Source organism: Gulosibacter sediminis (genome assembly GCF_014904065.1).
Taxonomy (GTDB): domain Bacteria; phylum Actinomycetota; class Actinomycetes; order Actinomycetales; family Microbacteriaceae; genus Gulosibacter; species Gulosibacter sediminis.
Map to the genome: position 1 here is coordinate 1 of NZ_JACXJG010000035.1, position 16,810 is coordinate 16,810.

The window sequence follows — 16,810 nt, forward strand, 5'->3', positions numbered from 1 at the left end:
ACCGAATGTCCGAAGAGCCGCAAATCCCACGCCATGTTGTCGGCGCCGACCGCGACAACACCCAGATCCGCGAGCCATTGCGAGACGTCGGGCGACATACCGGGCCCGTTGAGATACCGCTCGGAGTCGTTCCAGTACCGACCATTCCCCGTGCGAATCAAAGCCACCTCACCGGGCGCCGGTACGGCATTCTGCTTTTTCGCCGCTCGCTGCACCTGCTCGAGCGAGATCAACGCTGACGCGGAGACCTCGGCACCATCGTTGTCGCGAACGAGGTCTATCAGCACGCCCGGATGGTGAAACACCGGAATCGCGGTCGCGTCCCCCATGCTAAACCCGTTAACGGATTCGTAGTCGTCGGCGTCGTGGCACCCGTAGAACTTGAGGTCCTCAGCTTGATGGCAGATCGCATCCACATGCGTCCCTGAATGCTCCATCATCACGAGAACACCTGAGGAGCTTGAGCGACCAAGGCTTCCTGGTTGCGACTTAAGCGTGTCCCTGTGCCGGCGATGGAGAAAATATGAATACCCAGGTTGGTGATCCGGAAAGATCGGCATCCCTGAGAATCATGGCTGCTCAAGGTCGATAATGGTCAAGATTGCTCACCTGCATTCAACGCTGAATTCCATCGCCGTACTCCGTGCAGACAACACACCAGAGTGTTGCATGCTACATGCAACTATTGCACAGCCCTCAGTGCTTTCGCAAAGAGGGAGGGGCGTCGTTGACGCCCGCCCTCTTTTTTGGCCTACTTCCGCTTCCGCCGTTCGCGGACACGCATGTTGATCTGAATCGGCGTGCCCACAAAACCGAACACCTCACGCAACCGTCGCTGAATAAAGCGCCGATAGCCGGGGTCAAGGAACCCCGTCGTGAACAGCACAAACGTGGGCGGGCGCGTCTGCGCCTGCGTCGCGAACAGCACGCGCGGCTGCTTGCCACCGCGCAGCGGGTGCGGCAGCTCCTGCGTGAGCTCGGTGAGGAACGCGTTGAGCTTGCCGGTGGGGATGCGGGTGTCCCACGACTCGAGCGCGACGGTCAGGGCCGGTACGAGCTTTTCGAGGTGCCGGCCGGTCTTCGCCGAGATGTTGACGCGGGGTGCCCAGGCGACGTGCTTGAGGTCCTGCTCGATCTCGCGTTCGAGCTGCCAGCGGCGCTCGTCATCGAGTTCGTCCCACTTGTTGAAGGCGAGCACGAGCGCGCGGCCCGACTGCAGCACCATGTCGACGATGCGCACATCCTGCACGCCGAGCGGCTCGGTCACGTCGAACACGACGACTGCCACTTCGGCCTTGTCAATCGCCGTCGCGGTTCGCAGCGAGGCGTAGAAGTCGGCGCCCTGTTGTAGGTGCACGCGCTTGCGGATACCCGCGGTGTCGACGAAGCGCCAGACTCGGCCGCCGATCTCGACGAGCGAGTCGACGGGGTCACGGGTGGTGCCGGCGAGGTCGTTGACGACGACGCGCTCCTCCCCCGCGGCCTTGTTGAGCAGGCTCGACTTGCCGACGTTCGGGCGNTCGCAACGCGACGGGGCCCACCGACCTCCTGCTTCGCGACCTTCGACACCTCGGGCAAGATGCGCATGGCCTCATCGAGCATGTCGGCGACGCCGCGACCGTGCAGCGCCGAGACCGGCCAGGGCTCGCCGAGGCCGAGGCCCCATAGCGTGGCCGCGTTCGGCTCTTGCACCAGGTCATCGACCTTGTTGGCGAGCAGCAGCACGGGGCGGTCGCTCTTGCGGAGCATCTTCACGACGTGCTCGTCGCTCGAGGTGGGGCCGACGTTCGCATCGACGACGAACAGCACGGCGTCGGCGAGCTCGATGGCGATCTCGGCCTGCTCGGCAACCGACCGGTCGATGCCGCGCGCGTCGGGTTCCCAGCCGCCGGTGTCGACGAGAGTGAAGTGGCGGCCGCCCCATTCGGCGCGGTAGCTCACGCGGTCGCGGGTGACGCCCGGCACGTCCTCAACCACGGCTTCGCGGCGGCCGAGGATTCGGTTGACGAGCGCCGACTTGCCGACGTTCGGGCGNCTGCGAGCACGGGCAGCGCCGGCATGAGGAAGGTGCCGTCATCGGCGAAGTCACCCTCGAGCACTTCGAGGTCATCATCGTCGAGGTTGTACTCGTCAAGGGCGCGGCGAAGCACCTCGGCGCGCTGCTCGGCAACGTCGTCCTCGATTTCTTCGAGGCGCTCGCCGAGGTCGCCCTCGTAGCCCTCCTCGAAGAGGTCGTCGCCCTCGATGAATTCGGGTTCGTACGGGGTGGTGTCGCTCACGAGCCGCTCCTTTCGCGGATCAACTCGAGCACGGCGTCGATCACCGCGTCAAGGTCAAGATGAGTGGAGTCGACGACGGTGACGCCGTCGGCTGCCGAAGTAAAGTTCACGACCTGCGAGTCACGCGCGTCGCGCGCGGCCACGGTCGCGGCGACGGCCGCCGCGTCGTCGCCCGCGAGCTCGGCCTGGCGGCGCCGAATGCGCTCGGCCTCGTCGGCGGTGAGCAGGATGCGCACATTCGCGTCGGGGGCGACCACGGTCGTGATGTCGCGGCCCTCCGCGACGATGCCCGCCGCATCCGCCCCAAACAGCAGTTCGCGGAACCGCTCGTTGACGGCCTCGCGCACGGGAATGATGCGCGCGACCTTCGACACGCTCGCCGAGATCTCGGTGGTGCGGATGTCGCCCGTGATGTCCTGCTCCCCCACGCGCACCCACGACTCGTCGGGGTCGAGCGAGAGACGCCACGCGTCGAGAAACTCAGGCATGAGCGCGATGACGGCCTGTGTGTCGTCGAGGTCGGTGCCGCGTTGCAGCCCGAACCACGTGATGGCCCGATACACCGAGCCGGTGTCGAGCAGCTGCCAGCCGAGGCGGCGTGCAACCTCGCGCGACACCGTCGACTTGCCGGAGCCCGCGGGCCCGTCGATTGCTACTACCGTTGCGGTCACTCCGCCAGCCTCCATCCCCGCGCCTCAAGTTCTTCCGTGAGTCGGGTGTGCACCTCGGGCAGCACCTCGATCTGCACGAGGCCGAGGTTCGCGCCCGGCGAGTGCTCGAGCACGAGCTCCTCGACGTTGATCTCGGCCTCGCCAATATCGTGGAACAGCTGCGCGAGCTGGCCCGGGCGGTCGTCCACAAGCACCGTGAGCCGGGCGAACGTGCGGCGGCTGCCGTGCTTGCCCGGAATCTTCGCAACGCCCTCGTTGCCGGCCCGCATGTGTTCGGCCACGGCCTTGCGCGCGCCCGGCACCGACACGTCGTCGAGGGCCTCGGCAAGCTCGCCCGCGTCGGCTGCGACCTGGCGCAGGATCTTGGCGACCCGGGGCCCGTTCGCCGCGAGAATCTGGTTCCAGAGTGTGGGGTCGCTCGCCGCGATGCGCGTGACATCGCGCAGGCCGCCGCCCGCGAGCGCAGCCGCGTCGGTCTCGTCGCGCAAAATCTGCCCGGCCATGATGCTCGAGACGAGCTGCGGCACGTGCGAGATCAGTGCAACCGCATTGTCGTGCTCTTCGGCGCTGAGTGACACCACGGTGCCGCCGAGGTCGAGCGCGAGGCCCTCGATCTCTTGCAGCGCGAACACGGTCGTTTGCTCGTGCGGCGCGATCACCCATGGGCGACCGACGAACAGGTTCATGCGGCCGGCGAGCGGGCCACCGGTCTCGCGGCCCGCCATGGGGTGCGAGCCGAGGTAACGGCTCAGGTCGCCGCCGTGTTCGCGCACGTGCTCGAGCGGCGCAGTCTTGACGCTCGTCACATCGGTGACGATCGCGTCGGGCCAGGCCTCGAGCTGCTGCATGACGACGTGCCCGGCAACATCCGGCGGCACGCAGACGATGACGATCTGCGGCGTGTCCGCGGACGACGCCTCGGAGGCGTTTTTCGCTGGCGCGACGCGGCCGGCGCCGTAGTCGGCGGCGAGCCCCAGCGCGACGGGCGAGGCGTCCGAGAGCAGCACATCTACGCCCTTGGCGCTCAAACCGAGGCCCACCGAGGAGCCGAGCAGCCCAGTGCCGACTACAAGCACCGGCGAGTTCGTACGCGTCGGGGTCATTGGCGGGCCGCCCGCTTGGCAAGGCGCAGCAGCTTGCCGAGCTCGTCGCGCGAGAGCTCGCGCAGTTCGCCGGTCTTGAGCGTGCCGAGCTGAAGCGGGCCGAAGCTGCGGCGCACGAGCTCTTGCACCGGGTGGCCGACGGCGTCGAACATGCGGCGCACGATGCGGTTGCGGCCCGAGTGCAGGGTGACCTCGACGAGGGTCGTGCGCCCGCCTCCCGAGCGGTCGACGATGTGGCCCGCGTCGGCCTTAATGAAGCCGTCCTCAAGCTCGATACCGTCGAGCAGTTGCTTGAGCTTGCCGGGGGTGAACTTGCCGCGCACCTTCGCGACGTAGGTCTTGGTCACACCGAACGAGGGATGCGCGAGCACGTTCGCGAGTTCGCCGTCGTTCGTGAGAATCAACAGTCCGCTCGTCTCACCGTCGAGCCGACCGACGTTGTAGACGCGCTCGGTGAACTGCTTCGCGAACTGGCGTAGGTCGGGGCGCCCCTGATCGTCGTGCATCGTCGAGACGACGCCGACGGGCTTGTTCAGCATGACGTAGCGGCGGCTCTGGTCGAACTGCACCGGGGTGCCGTTGACAATGACCTCGTCGCGCTCCGGGTCGATACGCGTGCCGAGCTCGGTGACGCGCTGACCGTTGACGCGCACCTTGCCCGCGGTGATGAGGTTCTCGGATGCGCGGCGCGATGCGACACCCGCGTTCGCGAGCGCCTTCTGCAGACGCACGCCCTCGGTCGAGAGCTCTTCGCGCGGCGCGGCGGCCGCCTCGGGTCGGTGCTGCGGCTGGAACGGGATGTCGTCGAAGTCGGCGAGCGAATAACCGCCGCGGGGTCGCTCGTGCTTCGCCCGACGCACGGCGTCGCGTTCCTGCTCGCGCTCCTGGCGGCTGCGCTCGCGCTCGTCTCGGCGCTCGCGATCACGGTCGTAGTTATCCATGGAATCCATCCTGCCCGTCGTCGAGCAACGGGGAAATCTTGGGAAGCTCCTCAAGGGAGTTAATGCCGAGGTGCTGCAGCAGCAGTTCGGTCGTGCTGTAGAGCGTCGCCCCAGTCACCGGCTCGACGCCCGATTCTGTGATGAGGCCGCGGCTGACGAGGGTTCGCACCACGGAGTCGACATTCACGGCTCGCACCTGGGCGACCTGCGAACGCGTCACGGGTTGGCGGTACGCGATCACCGTGAGGGTCTCGAGTGCCGCCTGTGACAGCCGCGACGGCTGCCGCACCGACACAAAGTCGCCCACGATCTCGTCGAAGTCCGAGCGCACGTACATACGCCAGCCTCCGCCGACCTCGCGCAGCTCGAAGCCTCGGCGCGCGCCGCCAGACTCTCCATCATAGTCTGCGACGAGCTCGTGCAGGGATTGCTGGACCGCCTTGACCGGCTGCGACACGGCTGCCGCGAGCGCGACGACCGGAATCGGCTCGTCGCTGACGAACAGCATCGCCTCGATCGCGCGCGTGAGATCGACCTCGACGGGTTGGTCATTGGTCATAGTCGGCCCCCAGCGTGCTCAAGTCTTCGTCGTTCCAATCTTCGCCGCTCCAGCTCACCGTGAGCTCCCCTAGCGGCACCTCCTGGTGCAGTTCGACGGCGGCCCGGCGGAACAGCTCGAGCACCGCGAGAAAGCGAGCGACGACGACGCCCGCGACATCCGCATCCGCCACGAGCTCGCGGAACGTCGCCGGCCCGCCGTCGCGCAGCCGCCCGACGAGCAGGCTCGCCTGCTCGCGAATCGACACGAGCGGCGCGTGCAGGTGGTCGAGGCCGACCGTGGGGATCTCCCGCGGCGCAAACACGAGCGCGGCGATCGCGCCGAAGTCCTCGAGCGAGTGGGTCCACACGAGGTCGGGCACGCGGTCGATGAACTTCTGCTCGAGCGGCACCGTGCGGGCCGTGCGACGCTCTTCGACCTCGAAGTGGCCGCGAAACCACTCGGCGGCCTCCTTGAACGCGCGGTACTGCAACAGCCGCGCGAACAGCAGGTCACGCGCCTCGAGCACCGCGACATCTTCGGCGTCGACGTAGTCGCCCTGCGGCAGCAGGCTCACGAGCTTCATGTCGAGCAGCGTCGCGGCGACGACGATGAACTCGCTCGCGCGGTCGAGTTCTTCGGCGCGCTCGAGCTGGGCAACGTAGGAGATGAACTCGTCGGTCACCCGCGACAGCGAGATCTCGGTGATGTCGACCTCGTGGCGGCCGATGAGCTGCAGCAGCAGGTCGAACGGCCCCTGAAACACGTCGAGGGCGACTCGAAAGTCGCCCTCCGTGGGTGCCTCGCTAGGCGGCTGCACCGCGGGCCACCAGCTCGCGGGCCAGCTGCCGGTAGGCCTTCGCCGCTGCGTGCTCGGGCGCGAACTCAACGATCGGCACGCCGGCAATCGACGCGTCGGGGAACTTCACGGTGCGACCGATGACGGTGTCGAACACCTTGTCGCCGAACACCTCGAAGACGCGGTCGAGCACCTCGCGCGAGTGCAGGGTACGGCCGTCGAACATGGTCGGCAGGATGCCGTCGAGCTCAAGCGCCGGGTTGAGGCGCGAGCGCACCTTCTCGATCGTTTCGATGAGCAGGGCGACGCCGCGCAGCGCGAAGTACTCGCACTCGAGCGGAATCATCACGCCATGGCTCGCCGTGAGCGCGTTCACGGTGAGCAGGCCGAGCGAGGGNTGGCAGTCGATGAGCACGAGGTCGTAGTCGTCGGCGACCTTGCGGATGATCGACGCGAGGATCTGCTCGCGGGCGACCTCGGTGACGAGGTGCACCTCGGCGGCCGAGAGGTCGATGTTCGCGGGGATCACGTCGAGGCCCTCGAAGTGGGTCTTCGTGATCGCGGCGTGCGGGTCAGACTCGCGACCGATGAGCAGGTCGTAGATCGTCAGCGAGTTGTGCGTCGAGATGCCGAGGCCCGCCGAGAGCGCGCCCTGCGGGTCGAAGTCGATGCAGAGCACGCGCCGACCATACGACGCGAGCGACGCGGCGAGGTTGATCGAGGTCGTCGTCTTGCCGACGCCGNCCCTTCTGGTTGCACATCGCGATGACGCGCGCGGGGCCGTGCTCGGGCAGCGGCTCGGGCTCGGGAAACTTGTTGTACTGCCGGGTCGACACGGCTTCGGCCGAGCGAGGCTGGCCGGGGGCGCTGCCCTCGGCGGGTTCGGGCGCGGGGCCCGTGACCGGGCGCGGCTTGGTCTTGGGCTTCGACTTGAGCAGATCAGCCGGAACCTCGAGGCCCGGCAGCTCGGGCAGGTCGGCTTCGTTCATTGCAGACACAGTCGCCGCCTCCTTTTTCGACAGGTTGATCACGCGTTTTCAGATAGTAGCCACGGGCCCCGACACGCCGACCCTGCCTCGCCGGGTCACAGGCACCTCACCTCAAGTGCTAGTTGAACGTTAAAGATTGCTAACGGGCGCGCGGATGCGCGAGCGCGTACATCTCGCGCAGCGCGTCGGCCGTGACCTTCGTGTAGATCTGCGTCGTCGACACCGAGGAGTGGCCGAGCAGCTCCTGCACGACGCGCACATCCGCCCCGCCCTGCATGAGGTGCGTCGCGAAGGAGTGGCGCAGCGTGTGCGGCGACACGTTCGTCGTGAGTTCGGCGCGCTCGGCGACGCGCTGCAGGATGTTCCAGGCGCTATTGCGTGAGAGCGGGCCGCCACGCACGCCGAGGAACAGCGCGGGCGAGCCCTTGCCCTTCGCCGCGAACCCCGGCCGGGCCCGCACGAGGTAGGCGTTCAGCGCATCCTGGGCGAAGGAGCCGAGCGGTACGATGCGCTGCTTGTCGCCCTTGCCCCGCACCCGCACCATGTCGCGGTCGATGACGTCGTCGACGGCGAGGCCGACCGCCTCCGAGATGCGGGCGCCCGAGGCGTAGAGCACCTCGAGCAGCGCCCGGTCGCGCAGCTGCTCGGGGGTGTCGCCGCCGGCGGCGTCGAGCAGTCGCTGCACCTCGTCGATCGTGAGCGCCTTCGGCAGGCGTTTTGGCAGTTTCGGGGCCTGGAGTTCGCTCGCGACGTCTTCGTCCACCAGGCCCTCGTCGTCGAGAAATCGGTGGAAACCGCGCACGCTCGAGGCGATGCGCGCGGCCGAGGAAGCCGCGAGATCCAAGCCGTCGGGGTCACGCAGCCACGCCATGAACTCACGGGTGTCGTTCGCGGTGATCTTCACCGGCTCGTCGATGCCGCGCTCGGCGAGAAACCCGACGTAGCGGTCGAGGTCGCGGCGGTAGGCGCCGAGCGAGTTCGCCGAGAGGCCGCGCTCGATCGTGAGGTGCCGAAGGTAGCGTTCGGCGAAGCGGTTCACGCGCGCCGTCCGCCCTCGAGGGCGCGCGGCGTCACCTCCGGGCCCGGCGAACGGGTCGGCCAGGGCGTTGCTGCGTCGCGCAGCGTCGACCAGTCGTGGCGGCGCGACTCGTTCGCGACGAGCAGCGCCTGCAGCAGCGCGGGATTGTGCAGGTCGCCGGCGAGGATCGCGTCAATCGCTTCATCGAGCGCGACCCAGCGCGTCTCGATGTCGGCCTCCTCAAGCGTGCGTTCAAACTCGAGCGGCGAGGCGCTGAGCCCGCGGGCGAGGAAGATGCGAATCGACTCGTTCGAGCCGCCCGGGCTGTTCCAGAAGTCGTGCAGCAGCCACCACTGCGAAGCCTCGAGCTGCGCCTCTTCGGCGAGCTCGCGCTGCGCGGCGACGAGCGGCGACTCCTCGGGGCCACCGTCAAGCAGGCCGGCCGGGATCTCCCAGTTGCGAGAGTGCACGGGGTGGCGATACTGCGAAATGAGCAGCACCTCGTCGTCTTCGTTGATCGCGAGCACCGCGACGGCCGAGGTGTGGTCGACGTACTCGCGATGCATCACGGCGTCGCCGTACTGCACCTCGTCGTCGACGAGGTTCCACACCCAACCCCGATGCACGAGTCGCTGCGACCGCAGCTCGTGCACCTCGGGTTCGTCGCGCAGGGTCACTCGGCGTCGTCCACTTCCACGAGGCGGCTCGCGGCCTCGCGCTCGATGGCGGCCTTGACGAGGCCGGCGAACAGCGGATGCGCGTGGTTGGGCCGCGACTTGAGCTCGGGGTGCGCCTGGGTCGCCACGTAGTACGGGTGCACGTCGGCGGGCAGCTCAACGAACTCGACGAGGTGGCCGTCGGGCGACGTGCCCGAGAAGACGAGCCCCGCGTCGGCGATTTGCTCGCGGTACTCGTTGTTCACCTCGTAGCGGTGGCGGTGGCGCTCTTCGACCTCGGTGGCACCGTAGACGCCCGAGACGATCGAGCCGGCCTGCAGCGCGGCCGGGTAGGCGCCGAGGCGCATGGTGCCGCCGAGGTCGCCGCCGTCGATGATGTCGACCTGCTCGGCCATCGTCGCGATGACGGGTGCCGGGGTTTCGGGGTCGAACTCGCTCGACGAAGCGCCAGCGATGCCGGCGACGTTGCGCGCATACTCGATCACCATGCACTGCAGGCCAAGGCAGAGGCCGAGGGTCGGGATGCGGTTCTCGCGGGCGAAGCGCAGGGCGCCGAGCTTGCCCTCGATGCCGCGCACGCCGAAGCCGCCGGGCACGCAGATGCCGTCGAGGTCGGAGAGCGCTGCCGCGGCACCCTCGGGCGTCTCGCAAGTGTCCGAGGGAACCCAGCGCAGTTCGACGCGCGCGTCATTCGTGAAACCGCCGGCCTTGAGCGCCTCCGAGACCGAGAGGTACGCATCGGGCAGGTCAATGTACTTGCCGACGAGGCCGATCGTGACGGTGCGCTTCGGGTTGTGCACGACGTCGAGCAGTCGCTCCCAGTCGTCGAACTCGAAGGCGTCCTCGACCGGTAGCTTGAGCTGCTCGATAATGTAGTCGTCGAGGCCCTGCTCGTGCAGCGTCGACGGAATCTCGTAGATCGACGGCAGGTCGGGGGTGTTCACGACTGCGCGCTCGTTGACGTCGCACATGAGCGCGATCTTCGAGCGGTTCGAGTCGGTGACGGGGCGGTCGCTGCGCAGCACGAGCGCATCCGGCTGAATACCGTACGAGCGCAGCGACGCGACCGAGTGCTGGGTCGGCTTCGTCTTCTGCTCGCCCGACGCACCCATGAACGGCACGAGCGAAACATGCACGAAGAACACGTTGTCGCGGCCGAGCTCGTGGCGAATCTGGCGGGCCGACTCGATGAATGGCAGCGACTCGATGTCGCCGATGGTGCCGCCAACCTCGGTGATGATCACGTCGGGGCGCGGCTCTTCTTCGGCCTGGAGGCGCATGCGGCGCTTGATCTCGTCGGTGATGTGCGGAATCACCTGCACCGTGTCGCCGAGGTACTCGCCGCGGCGCTCCTTCGCGATGACCGTCTGGTAGACCTGGCCGGTCGTGACGTTCGCGGCGGCGCTGAGGTTGACGTCGAGGAAGCGCTCATAGTGACCGATGTCGAGATCGGTCTCGNTCGTGACGAATACCTCGCCGTGCTGGAACGGGTTCATGGTGCCCGGGTCGACGTTGAGGTATGGGTCGAGCTTCTGCATGACGACGTGCAGGCCGCGGGCCGTCAGCAGATTGCCGAGGCTGGCCGCCGTGAGGCCCTTACCGAGCGAGGAGACAACTCCTCCGGTGACGAAGATTTGCTTGACCGGAGTCTCGGACTTGGCGGGGTGCACAGTTGCGTCGTTCACGGATTCTCAGCCTACCTCACGCGCCCCGCGGCGCAGCAGTTCTTCAGCGTGTGCCCGGCCGGTTTCCGACTCGGTCAGGCCCGACAGCAGGCGAGTCATCTCTTCGACCCGCCCGGGCGCGTCGAGCTCGCGGATGGACGAGGTCGTGACCTGCCCATCCGTCGCCTTCTCGATGCGCACGTGGTGATCGGCGAACGCCGCGACCTGCGCGAGGTGCGTCACGACAATCACCTGGCTCGTCGTCGCGAGCCGCTGCAGGCGTGCGCCGATCTCGAGCGCGGCGGCGCCACCGACGCCGGCGTCGACCTCGTCGAACACGAGTGTCGGCACGGGGCTCGCGGCCGCAAGCACAACTTCGAGCGCGAGCATGACGCGGCTCAGCTCGCCGCCCGAGGCACCAACCGCGAGCGGCGACGGCTTCGCGCCCGGATGCGGTGTCAGCAGAAACTGCACCTGGTCACGGCCGGTGCGGCGGATGCGCTCGCCCGGCGTCACGTCGACGTGCAGTCGCGCGTTTGGCATGGCGAGCGCGGCGAGTTCGCCGGTGGCGCCCTCGGCGAGCTCCTGGGCCGCGGCGGCACGAAGATTGCTCAGGCGCGTCGCGGCCTCATCGAGATCGGCGGCGAGGGCTTCGACCGTCTCGGCGAGCTGCGGGATGCGCGTATCGGCGCCCGTGAGCTCGAGCAAGCGCCGCCCCGCGTCGGCCGCGCGCTCCGCAATCTCGTCGAGTTCGCCGTCGTAGCGGCGCTTGAGGTCTTCGAGCGCGGCGAGGCGGTCGTTGAGCGAGTCGAGTTCGCCGACGCCGTCGGTGTCGAGGTCGGCAAGATACCCGCCGAGCTGCGCGGCGAGATCGTCGATCGTGTACTCGAGGTCGTTCGCGGCCTCGGCGACGGACTCGAGACTCGAGTCGCTCCGCAGCGCGCGGTCGACCGCGGTGCGCACCTCGCGGGCCCGATCGCGCAGCGAACCGGCCGGATGCTCGCCCGACAGCAGCTCGTGCGCGCCGCCGACGTCGCTGCGCAGCTGCTCGCGGTTGCTGAGTCGCTCGATGCGGCCGAGCAGTTCCTTGTCCTCGCCGGGCTGCGGCGCGACCGCGTCCACCGCATCCGCCAGCTTGCGCAGACCTTCGCGCTCGGCCTCGCGCTCCCCCGCCGAGGCACGGAGCGCGTCAAGTTCCTGCTTCCGTTCGCGCAGTTCGTCGTACAGCGCGGCGACGCGCTCGAGCGCATCCGCCACCTCGACCCCACCGAAGCGATCGAGGGCGGTGCGCTGCGCTTCCTCGCGCGTGAGCCGCAGCTGCTCGGACTGCCCGTGGACGGCGACGAGGTGCTCCCCCGCGCTCGCCAGCACGCTCGCTGGCACGGCGCGGCCACCGAGCCAGGCGCGCGAGCGACCCGACTTCGCGACCTGCCGCGCAAGCACGACCTCGGCGCGCGTCGCGTCGTCCTCGGTGAACGGCTCGGCGTCACCGCCGGCCTCAGCGACGAGCTCGGCGATGGGCCCGCTCGGATCGATGACGGCGTGACCCTCGACTACGGCCTTGTCAGCGTCGGCCCGCACCGCGTCGCTCGTGGCGCGGCCACCGAGCAACAGTCCGAGCGCTGTCACGACCATGGTCTTGCCCGCACCGGTCTCGCCGGTGATCGCGGTGAAGCCGGGGCCGAGGGGCAGCCGCGCTTGATCGATGACGCCGAGCGAACGGATCTCGATGTCGTCGAGCATTAGCCCCGCCAGCCCACCGTCGGCAGCTGAAACTTCTTCACGAGTCGCGTCGTGAACGGCCCCGGGTGCAGGCGCGCGAGTCGCACCGGCTGCTCAGAGCGCGTGCCGGTCGCGCGCGAGCCCGCGGGCAGCTCGAGCCGGCGGCGTCCGTCGAGCCAGATAATCGCATCCGGCCCCTCGGGGTGAATCTCGACGGCGAGCTCCGAATCGGGCGCGACGACGATGGGCTTCGTGAACAGTGCGTGCGCCGAAACCGGCACGAGCAGGAGCGCTTCGACGGCGGGCCAGACGATCGGCCCGCCCGCCGAGAACGAGTACGCGGTCGACCCGGTCGGGGTCGAGAACAGCACGCCGTCGCAGCCGAAGCTCGAGAGCGGCTCGCCGTCGACGTCGATGCCGACCGAGAGCATCCGCTGCCGGTTGCCCTTTTCGATCGAGGCCTCGTTGAGGGCCCAGTCGGTTTCGACCACGCCGTCGGGTCGGTGTACGTCGACGCGCAGTGCCATGCGCTCCTCGACCTCGTAGGCGCGGTCGATGGCGCGTTGCAGCACGAGCGGCAGCGACTCGCGTTCCGACTCGGCGAGGAAGCCGACGTGGCCAAGGTTGACGCCCAGCACGGGCACGTTCGCCTCGCGCGCGAGGTCGACACCGAGCAGGATCGTGCCGTCGCCGCCGAGCACCACGACGAGCTCACAGTCGGCGACCTCGCAGTCGACGCCGAGGCGCTCAACCTGCTCGGGCAGCCCCTCTGTCTGGTGCTCACTGAGTTCGCTGGCGAACGAGGCTTCGAGCACCGGCACGATGTCGTGCGCCGCCAAGAACAGGAGGGTGTTCAGGGTCGCGTCGATTGCCTCGTCGCGGGCAACGTGGCCCACCACAAGGATTCTGCGCACTTCGCCGGTCATAAGCCTCCCTCTCCTACCATCCTACGAATGCGCTCGATGGGGTCGTGTTCAGGTACGAAGTCGGCTCGCAGCCAGAGCAGGTATTCGTGGTTGCCGTGCATGCCAGTAATCGGCGAGGGCGCGATGCCCGCGAGACCGAGTTCGAGCCCGGCCGCGTCGCGCACGACGTCGAGCGCCGCGTCGGCGGCGACCGCGGGGTCGGTCACGAGCCCGCCGCGCACGTGGCCCCGACCGACCTCGAACTGCGGCTTCAACAGCAGCACATAGTCGCGCGCCGCGGGTACGCTCGCGCGCAGCGCGGGCAGGACGTGCCGCAGCGAAATGAATGAGAGGTCACCGACGACGAGGTCGGGATGCACGCCCGGCGCGAGCTGCTCGAGCCGCTCGGCCGTGAGGTAGCGCGCGTTCTCGCCCTCAACGACCCGCACGCGGGTGTCGGCGCGGATGAGCGGGTCGAGCTGGTCGTGCCCGACGTCGAGCGCGATCACCTCTCGCGCGCCGTGGTGCAGTAGCACCTGGGTGAAACCGCCTGTGGAGGCCCCGACGTCGAGCGCCTCGCGCCCGGCGCAGTCGATGCCGAACGCCTCGAGCGCGGTGAGGAGTTTGTGCGCGGCGCGGGACACCCACCGCTGCTCGCGCTGCACTTCGAGGATGGCCGCATCACCAACCTGCTGCGACGCCTTCGTGGCGGCGATGCCGTCGACGAAGACGAGGCCCGCGTCGACGAGGCGCGCCGCCTCGGTGCGGCTCTTCGCGAGCCCGCGCGCGGCGAGCGCTCGATCGAGACGATCAGTCATCGCCCTCGCCGACCGCATCCTGCGCGTCGAAGTCGTCGCGCGCACCGAGGTCGTCGAGCCCGTCGAGGTCGAGCCNCACGTTCGGGTCGTCGAGGGCGCGCTTGAGTGCGTCAAGCTGCCGCTGCAGGGCAGCGGCGTGCTCGCCGAGCGGAACGCCCTCGAGGTCTACCACTTCGACCAGTCCTGCGTGAGGTATTCGGGCACGCGCAGCGCGTAGATGAGCTTGTCGGAGTTCCAGATGGCGGCCGTCGCAGCGCGCAGCAGGTCGAGCTTGTGCTTGCCGCGCGACTTCACCTGCAGGTCGATACCATCGAGCACGACGCGCTCGCTACCGACCTTCGCCTCAACGTACTCGGGCCGGGCGTTGACCTCGACCACGGGATACGGAGTGTCGAGGTCGCGCAGGTCACCCACGATGTAGTCGGGTCGCTCGTCGGGCCCCGCCGCAATGAGCTGCTTCGGGCCGTCGATGCCGGTGAGCACGAGCACCGACTTCATGTTCGAGCGGAAGGCGCCCTTGATGTCGGTGTCGAGCCGGTCGCCGATCATGATCGGCGANGTCGCGCCGAAGCGTTCGACGGCCGCTTCAAAGAGCGGCGTCTCGGGCTTGCCCGCGACGATCGGCAGCTTCTGCACGGCCGTGTGCACGGCGCTTACGAGCGTGCCATTCCCGGGCGCGATGCCGCGCGCGACCGGGATCGTCCAGTCCTGGTTCGTCGCGATCCATGGAATGTCGCGCGTGAGCGCGAACGATGCCTCCGCGAGGTGCTGCCAGCCAACCTCGGGCGCGAAGCCCTGCAGCACCGCATCCGGCTGATCGTCCGCCGAACGGGTGGCACGGAATCCGACCTTCTCGAGCTCGTGCACGATGCCCTCGCCGCCGATCACGAGCACGAGTGCGCCCGGCTCGACGTGGTTCTTGAGCAGGTGCACGGCCGCCTGCGGGCTCGTCACGACGTCACTCGGGGTCGTGTTGAGGCCGAAGCCGGCGAGCTGCTCGGCCACCGCGATATCGGTGCGGCTCGCGTTGTTCGTGATGTAGCCGAGCCGGATGCCCCGGGTCGCGTACTCGTTGAGCGCAGCGACCGCGTGATCGATCGCGTGCGGGCCGCGATAGATGACGCCGTCGAGGTCGGAGAGGATCACGTCGACGCCGTCGAGCGGTGCCGGCGTCGTGCGATTGCCGAACAGTGCCATCGAGTGCTCCTAGAGGTCGAACAGCGAGAGCTGCTCGTCGTCCTCGTCGTCGTCCNGACTTTTCAGTCTTGTCCGCCTTGGTGACCGGCTGCGCGGCGTCTGCCGACTGAACGTCAGCTTCATGCTCGGGCTCGGTTTCAGCCTCGACCCCAACCTCGACTGGAACCTCAAGCTCGGCTTCGACGGGAGCCTGAGCGTCCTCAGCCTCAACGACCTCAACCGCCTCGGCAACCTCTTCGACGATCTCCTCGGCTTCAACCTCGGTGGCCTCATCGATCTCGGCGAGGATCTCGGCGAACTCCGCCTCCACCTGCTCCGAAACGGATGCGCGAGTGAACTCGTCGTCGTCGAGAACGTCGGCAGCGACGGTAACGTCTTCTGCTTCCGACTCGTCGTGCGCGGGTTCCGCGCCAACAGCTTCAGCCGCAACAACCGACTCGAGCTCGGCAGGTGCAGCCTCAGGTTCATCGGTGGCTTCGTCAAAGTCATCTGACGCGTCGTCGTCAGCAACCTCTTCGGTCACGTCAGAGTCGTCCGATTCGTCCGAGTCTTCGGCGGGCTCGTCTTCGACGTTGCCTGCCTCATCGGCGTCTTCTGGTTCTTCGGTCTCGTCGTCGGCGTCCTCCGGCTCTTCCGACGGGATGTAGTCGGGGTTCGGCTCAGTGACGAATTCGACGGTCTCGAAGCCCTCCTGCGACTCGTCGAGGGCGTTCTGCGCGAGTTCGGCGGCACGCTCCCAGACGGCAGCCTCCTTGTCGCGACCGAGGTCGGTGAGCACGGCCGCGTACGCGCCAAACAACGCGGGGCTGTAGGAGAACGCCTTGGTGCGGTCGAGCTGCGGAATCTCGAGCTCGGCAAGCGCCAGCTCGGCGTTGCCCTGGTCGAGGCGCGCGCCTGACATCGCGATGGCGAGCTGCACCTTTCCGTTGGTGTCGAGCTTGCTCTCGTCGACCGAGCGACCAAGCTCGAGGGCGCGGTCGGGGCGGCCGAGGCCGCGCTCCGAGTCGACCATGAGCGCGATCTGGTCATCGCGACCCGAGATGCGACGGTAGGTACGCAGCTCGCGCAGGGCGAGCGCATAGTCACCGGTGAGGTAGGCGGTGATCGCGAGCGTCTCACGGACCATCGCGATACGACCGCCACGGCGGGATGCGCTGAGCGCATGCTGGTGCGCAAGCTCGGGGTCGGTGTCGACGAGCGCCGACGCCATCACGAGGTGCTCGGCGACGAAGTCGGCCGTTTCCTTCGCGAGCGTCTTCAGCTCCATGCGCGCGACATCGTCGAGGTCACGCGGCGAAACGGTGTCGGGAATCTCGGGGTCGGTGTGCTCGGCGCGGACCGCGCGGAGTTCCTCGGGACGCGACGGCTGTAGGCGCGCGCTGCCCTCGGGCTTCTGCCATTCGCCGCGGCGCTCGGGCCGGCCGCCGTCGCGACGGTCGCCGCCCCGGCTGTCATCACGATCGCGGCGCTGGTAACCCCCGCGCTCGCC

13 protein-coding genes and 2 pseudogenes are annotated in these 16,810 nt (G+C 68.4%); all 15 read right to left on the reverse strand.

The window, feature by feature from the left end; all coding sequences use genetic code 11:
• Window positions 1-560: cyclase family protein (locus ID132_RS12485; protein WP_193128778.1), on the reverse strand; the 560-nt coding region annotated here is incomplete at its 3' end.
• Between the two features lie 191 nt (window positions 561-751).
• Window positions 752-2,183: pseudogene (gene der, locus ID132_RS12490) on the reverse strand (ribosome biogenesis GTPase Der).
• A 92-nt stretch (window positions 2,184-2,275) separates the two neighbouring features.
• Window positions 2,276-2,950, reverse strand: a complete 675-nt coding sequence (gene cmk / locus ID132_RS12495) for a (d)CMP kinase (protein ID WP_125107285.1) — start codon at window positions 2,948-2,950, stop codon at window positions 2,276-2,278.
• Window positions 2,947-4,053, reverse strand: a complete 1,107-nt coding sequence (locus ID132_RS12500; protein WP_125107284.1) for a prephenate dehydrogenase — start codon at window positions 4,051-4,053, stop codon at window positions 2,947-2,949. The genes cmk and ID132_RS12500 overlap by 4 nt, the downstream gene beginning before the upstream one ends.
• Window positions 4,050-4,994, reverse strand: a complete 945-nt coding sequence (locus ID132_RS12505; protein WP_193128779.1) for a pseudouridine synthase — start codon at window positions 4,992-4,994, stop codon at window positions 4,050-4,052. The genes ID132_RS12500 and ID132_RS12505 overlap by 4 nt, the downstream gene beginning before the upstream one ends.
• Window positions 4,987-5,553, reverse strand: a complete 567-nt coding sequence (gene scpB / locus ID132_RS12510; RefSeq protein ID WP_193128780.1) for an SMC-Scp complex subunit ScpB — start codon at window positions 5,551-5,553, stop codon at window positions 4,987-4,989. Before scpB ends, ID132_RS12505 begins: the two co-directional genes overlap by 8 nt.
• Window positions 5,543-6,352: a segregation and condensation protein A gene (locus ID132_RS12515; protein ID WP_125107281.1), complete on the reverse strand. Its 810-nt coding sequence runs from the start codon at window positions 6,350-6,352 to the stop codon at window positions 5,543-5,545. The genes scpB and ID132_RS12515 overlap by 11 nt, the downstream gene beginning before the upstream one ends.
• Window positions 6,339-7,092, reverse strand: a pseudogene (locus ID132_RS12520) (ParA family protein). The gene ID132_RS12515 and the pseudogene ID132_RS12520 overlap by 14 nt, the downstream one beginning before the upstream one ends.
• Window positions 7,093-7,459: 367 nt before the next feature.
• The gene (gene xerD, locus ID132_RS12525; RefSeq protein ID WP_125107280.1) at window positions 7,460-8,359 is read right to left on the reverse strand and encodes a site-specific tyrosine recombinase XerD; all 900 of its coding nucleotides are present in this window, start codon (window positions 8,357-8,359) and stop codon (window positions 7,460-7,462) included.
• On the reverse strand, window positions 8,356-9,015 hold the full coding sequence (locus ID132_RS12530) for an NUDIX domain-containing protein (RefSeq protein ID WP_193128781.1): 660 nt from the start codon (window positions 9,013-9,015) through the stop codon (window positions 8,356-8,358). Before ID132_RS12530 ends, xerD begins: the two co-directional genes overlap by 4 nt.
• Complete coding sequence (locus tag ID132_RS12535) at window positions 9,012-10,685, reverse strand: CTP synthase (RefSeq protein WP_459562497.1); 1,674 nt, start codon at window positions 10,683-10,685, stop codon at window positions 9,012-9,014. Before ID132_RS12535 ends, ID132_RS12530 begins: the two co-directional genes overlap by 4 nt.
• Before the next feature lie 21 nt (window positions 10,686-10,706).
• The gene (gene recN / locus ID132_RS12540; RefSeq protein WP_193128783.1) at window positions 10,707-12,422 is read right to left on the reverse strand and encodes a DNA repair protein RecN; all 1,716 of its coding nucleotides are present in this window, start codon (window positions 12,420-12,422) and stop codon (window positions 10,707-10,709) included.
• Window positions 12,422-13,327, reverse strand: a complete 906-nt coding sequence (locus ID132_RS12545; protein WP_125107277.1) for an NAD kinase — start codon at window positions 13,325-13,327, stop codon at window positions 12,422-12,424. Before ID132_RS12545 ends, recN begins: the two co-directional genes overlap by 1 nt.
• Window positions 13,324-14,124: a TlyA family RNA methyltransferase gene (locus tag ID132_RS12550; protein ID WP_125107276.1), complete on the reverse strand. Its 801-nt coding sequence runs from the start codon at window positions 14,122-14,124 to the stop codon at window positions 13,324-13,326. Before ID132_RS12550 ends, ID132_RS12545 begins: the two co-directional genes overlap by 4 nt.
• A 165-nt stretch (window positions 14,125-14,289) precedes the next feature.
• Complete coding sequence (locus ID132_RS12560; protein ID WP_193128785.1) at window positions 14,290-15,321, reverse strand: HAD-IIA family hydrolase; 1,032 nt, start codon at window positions 15,319-15,321, stop codon at window positions 14,290-14,292.
• Window positions 15,322-16,810 lie beyond the last annotated feature (1,489 nt).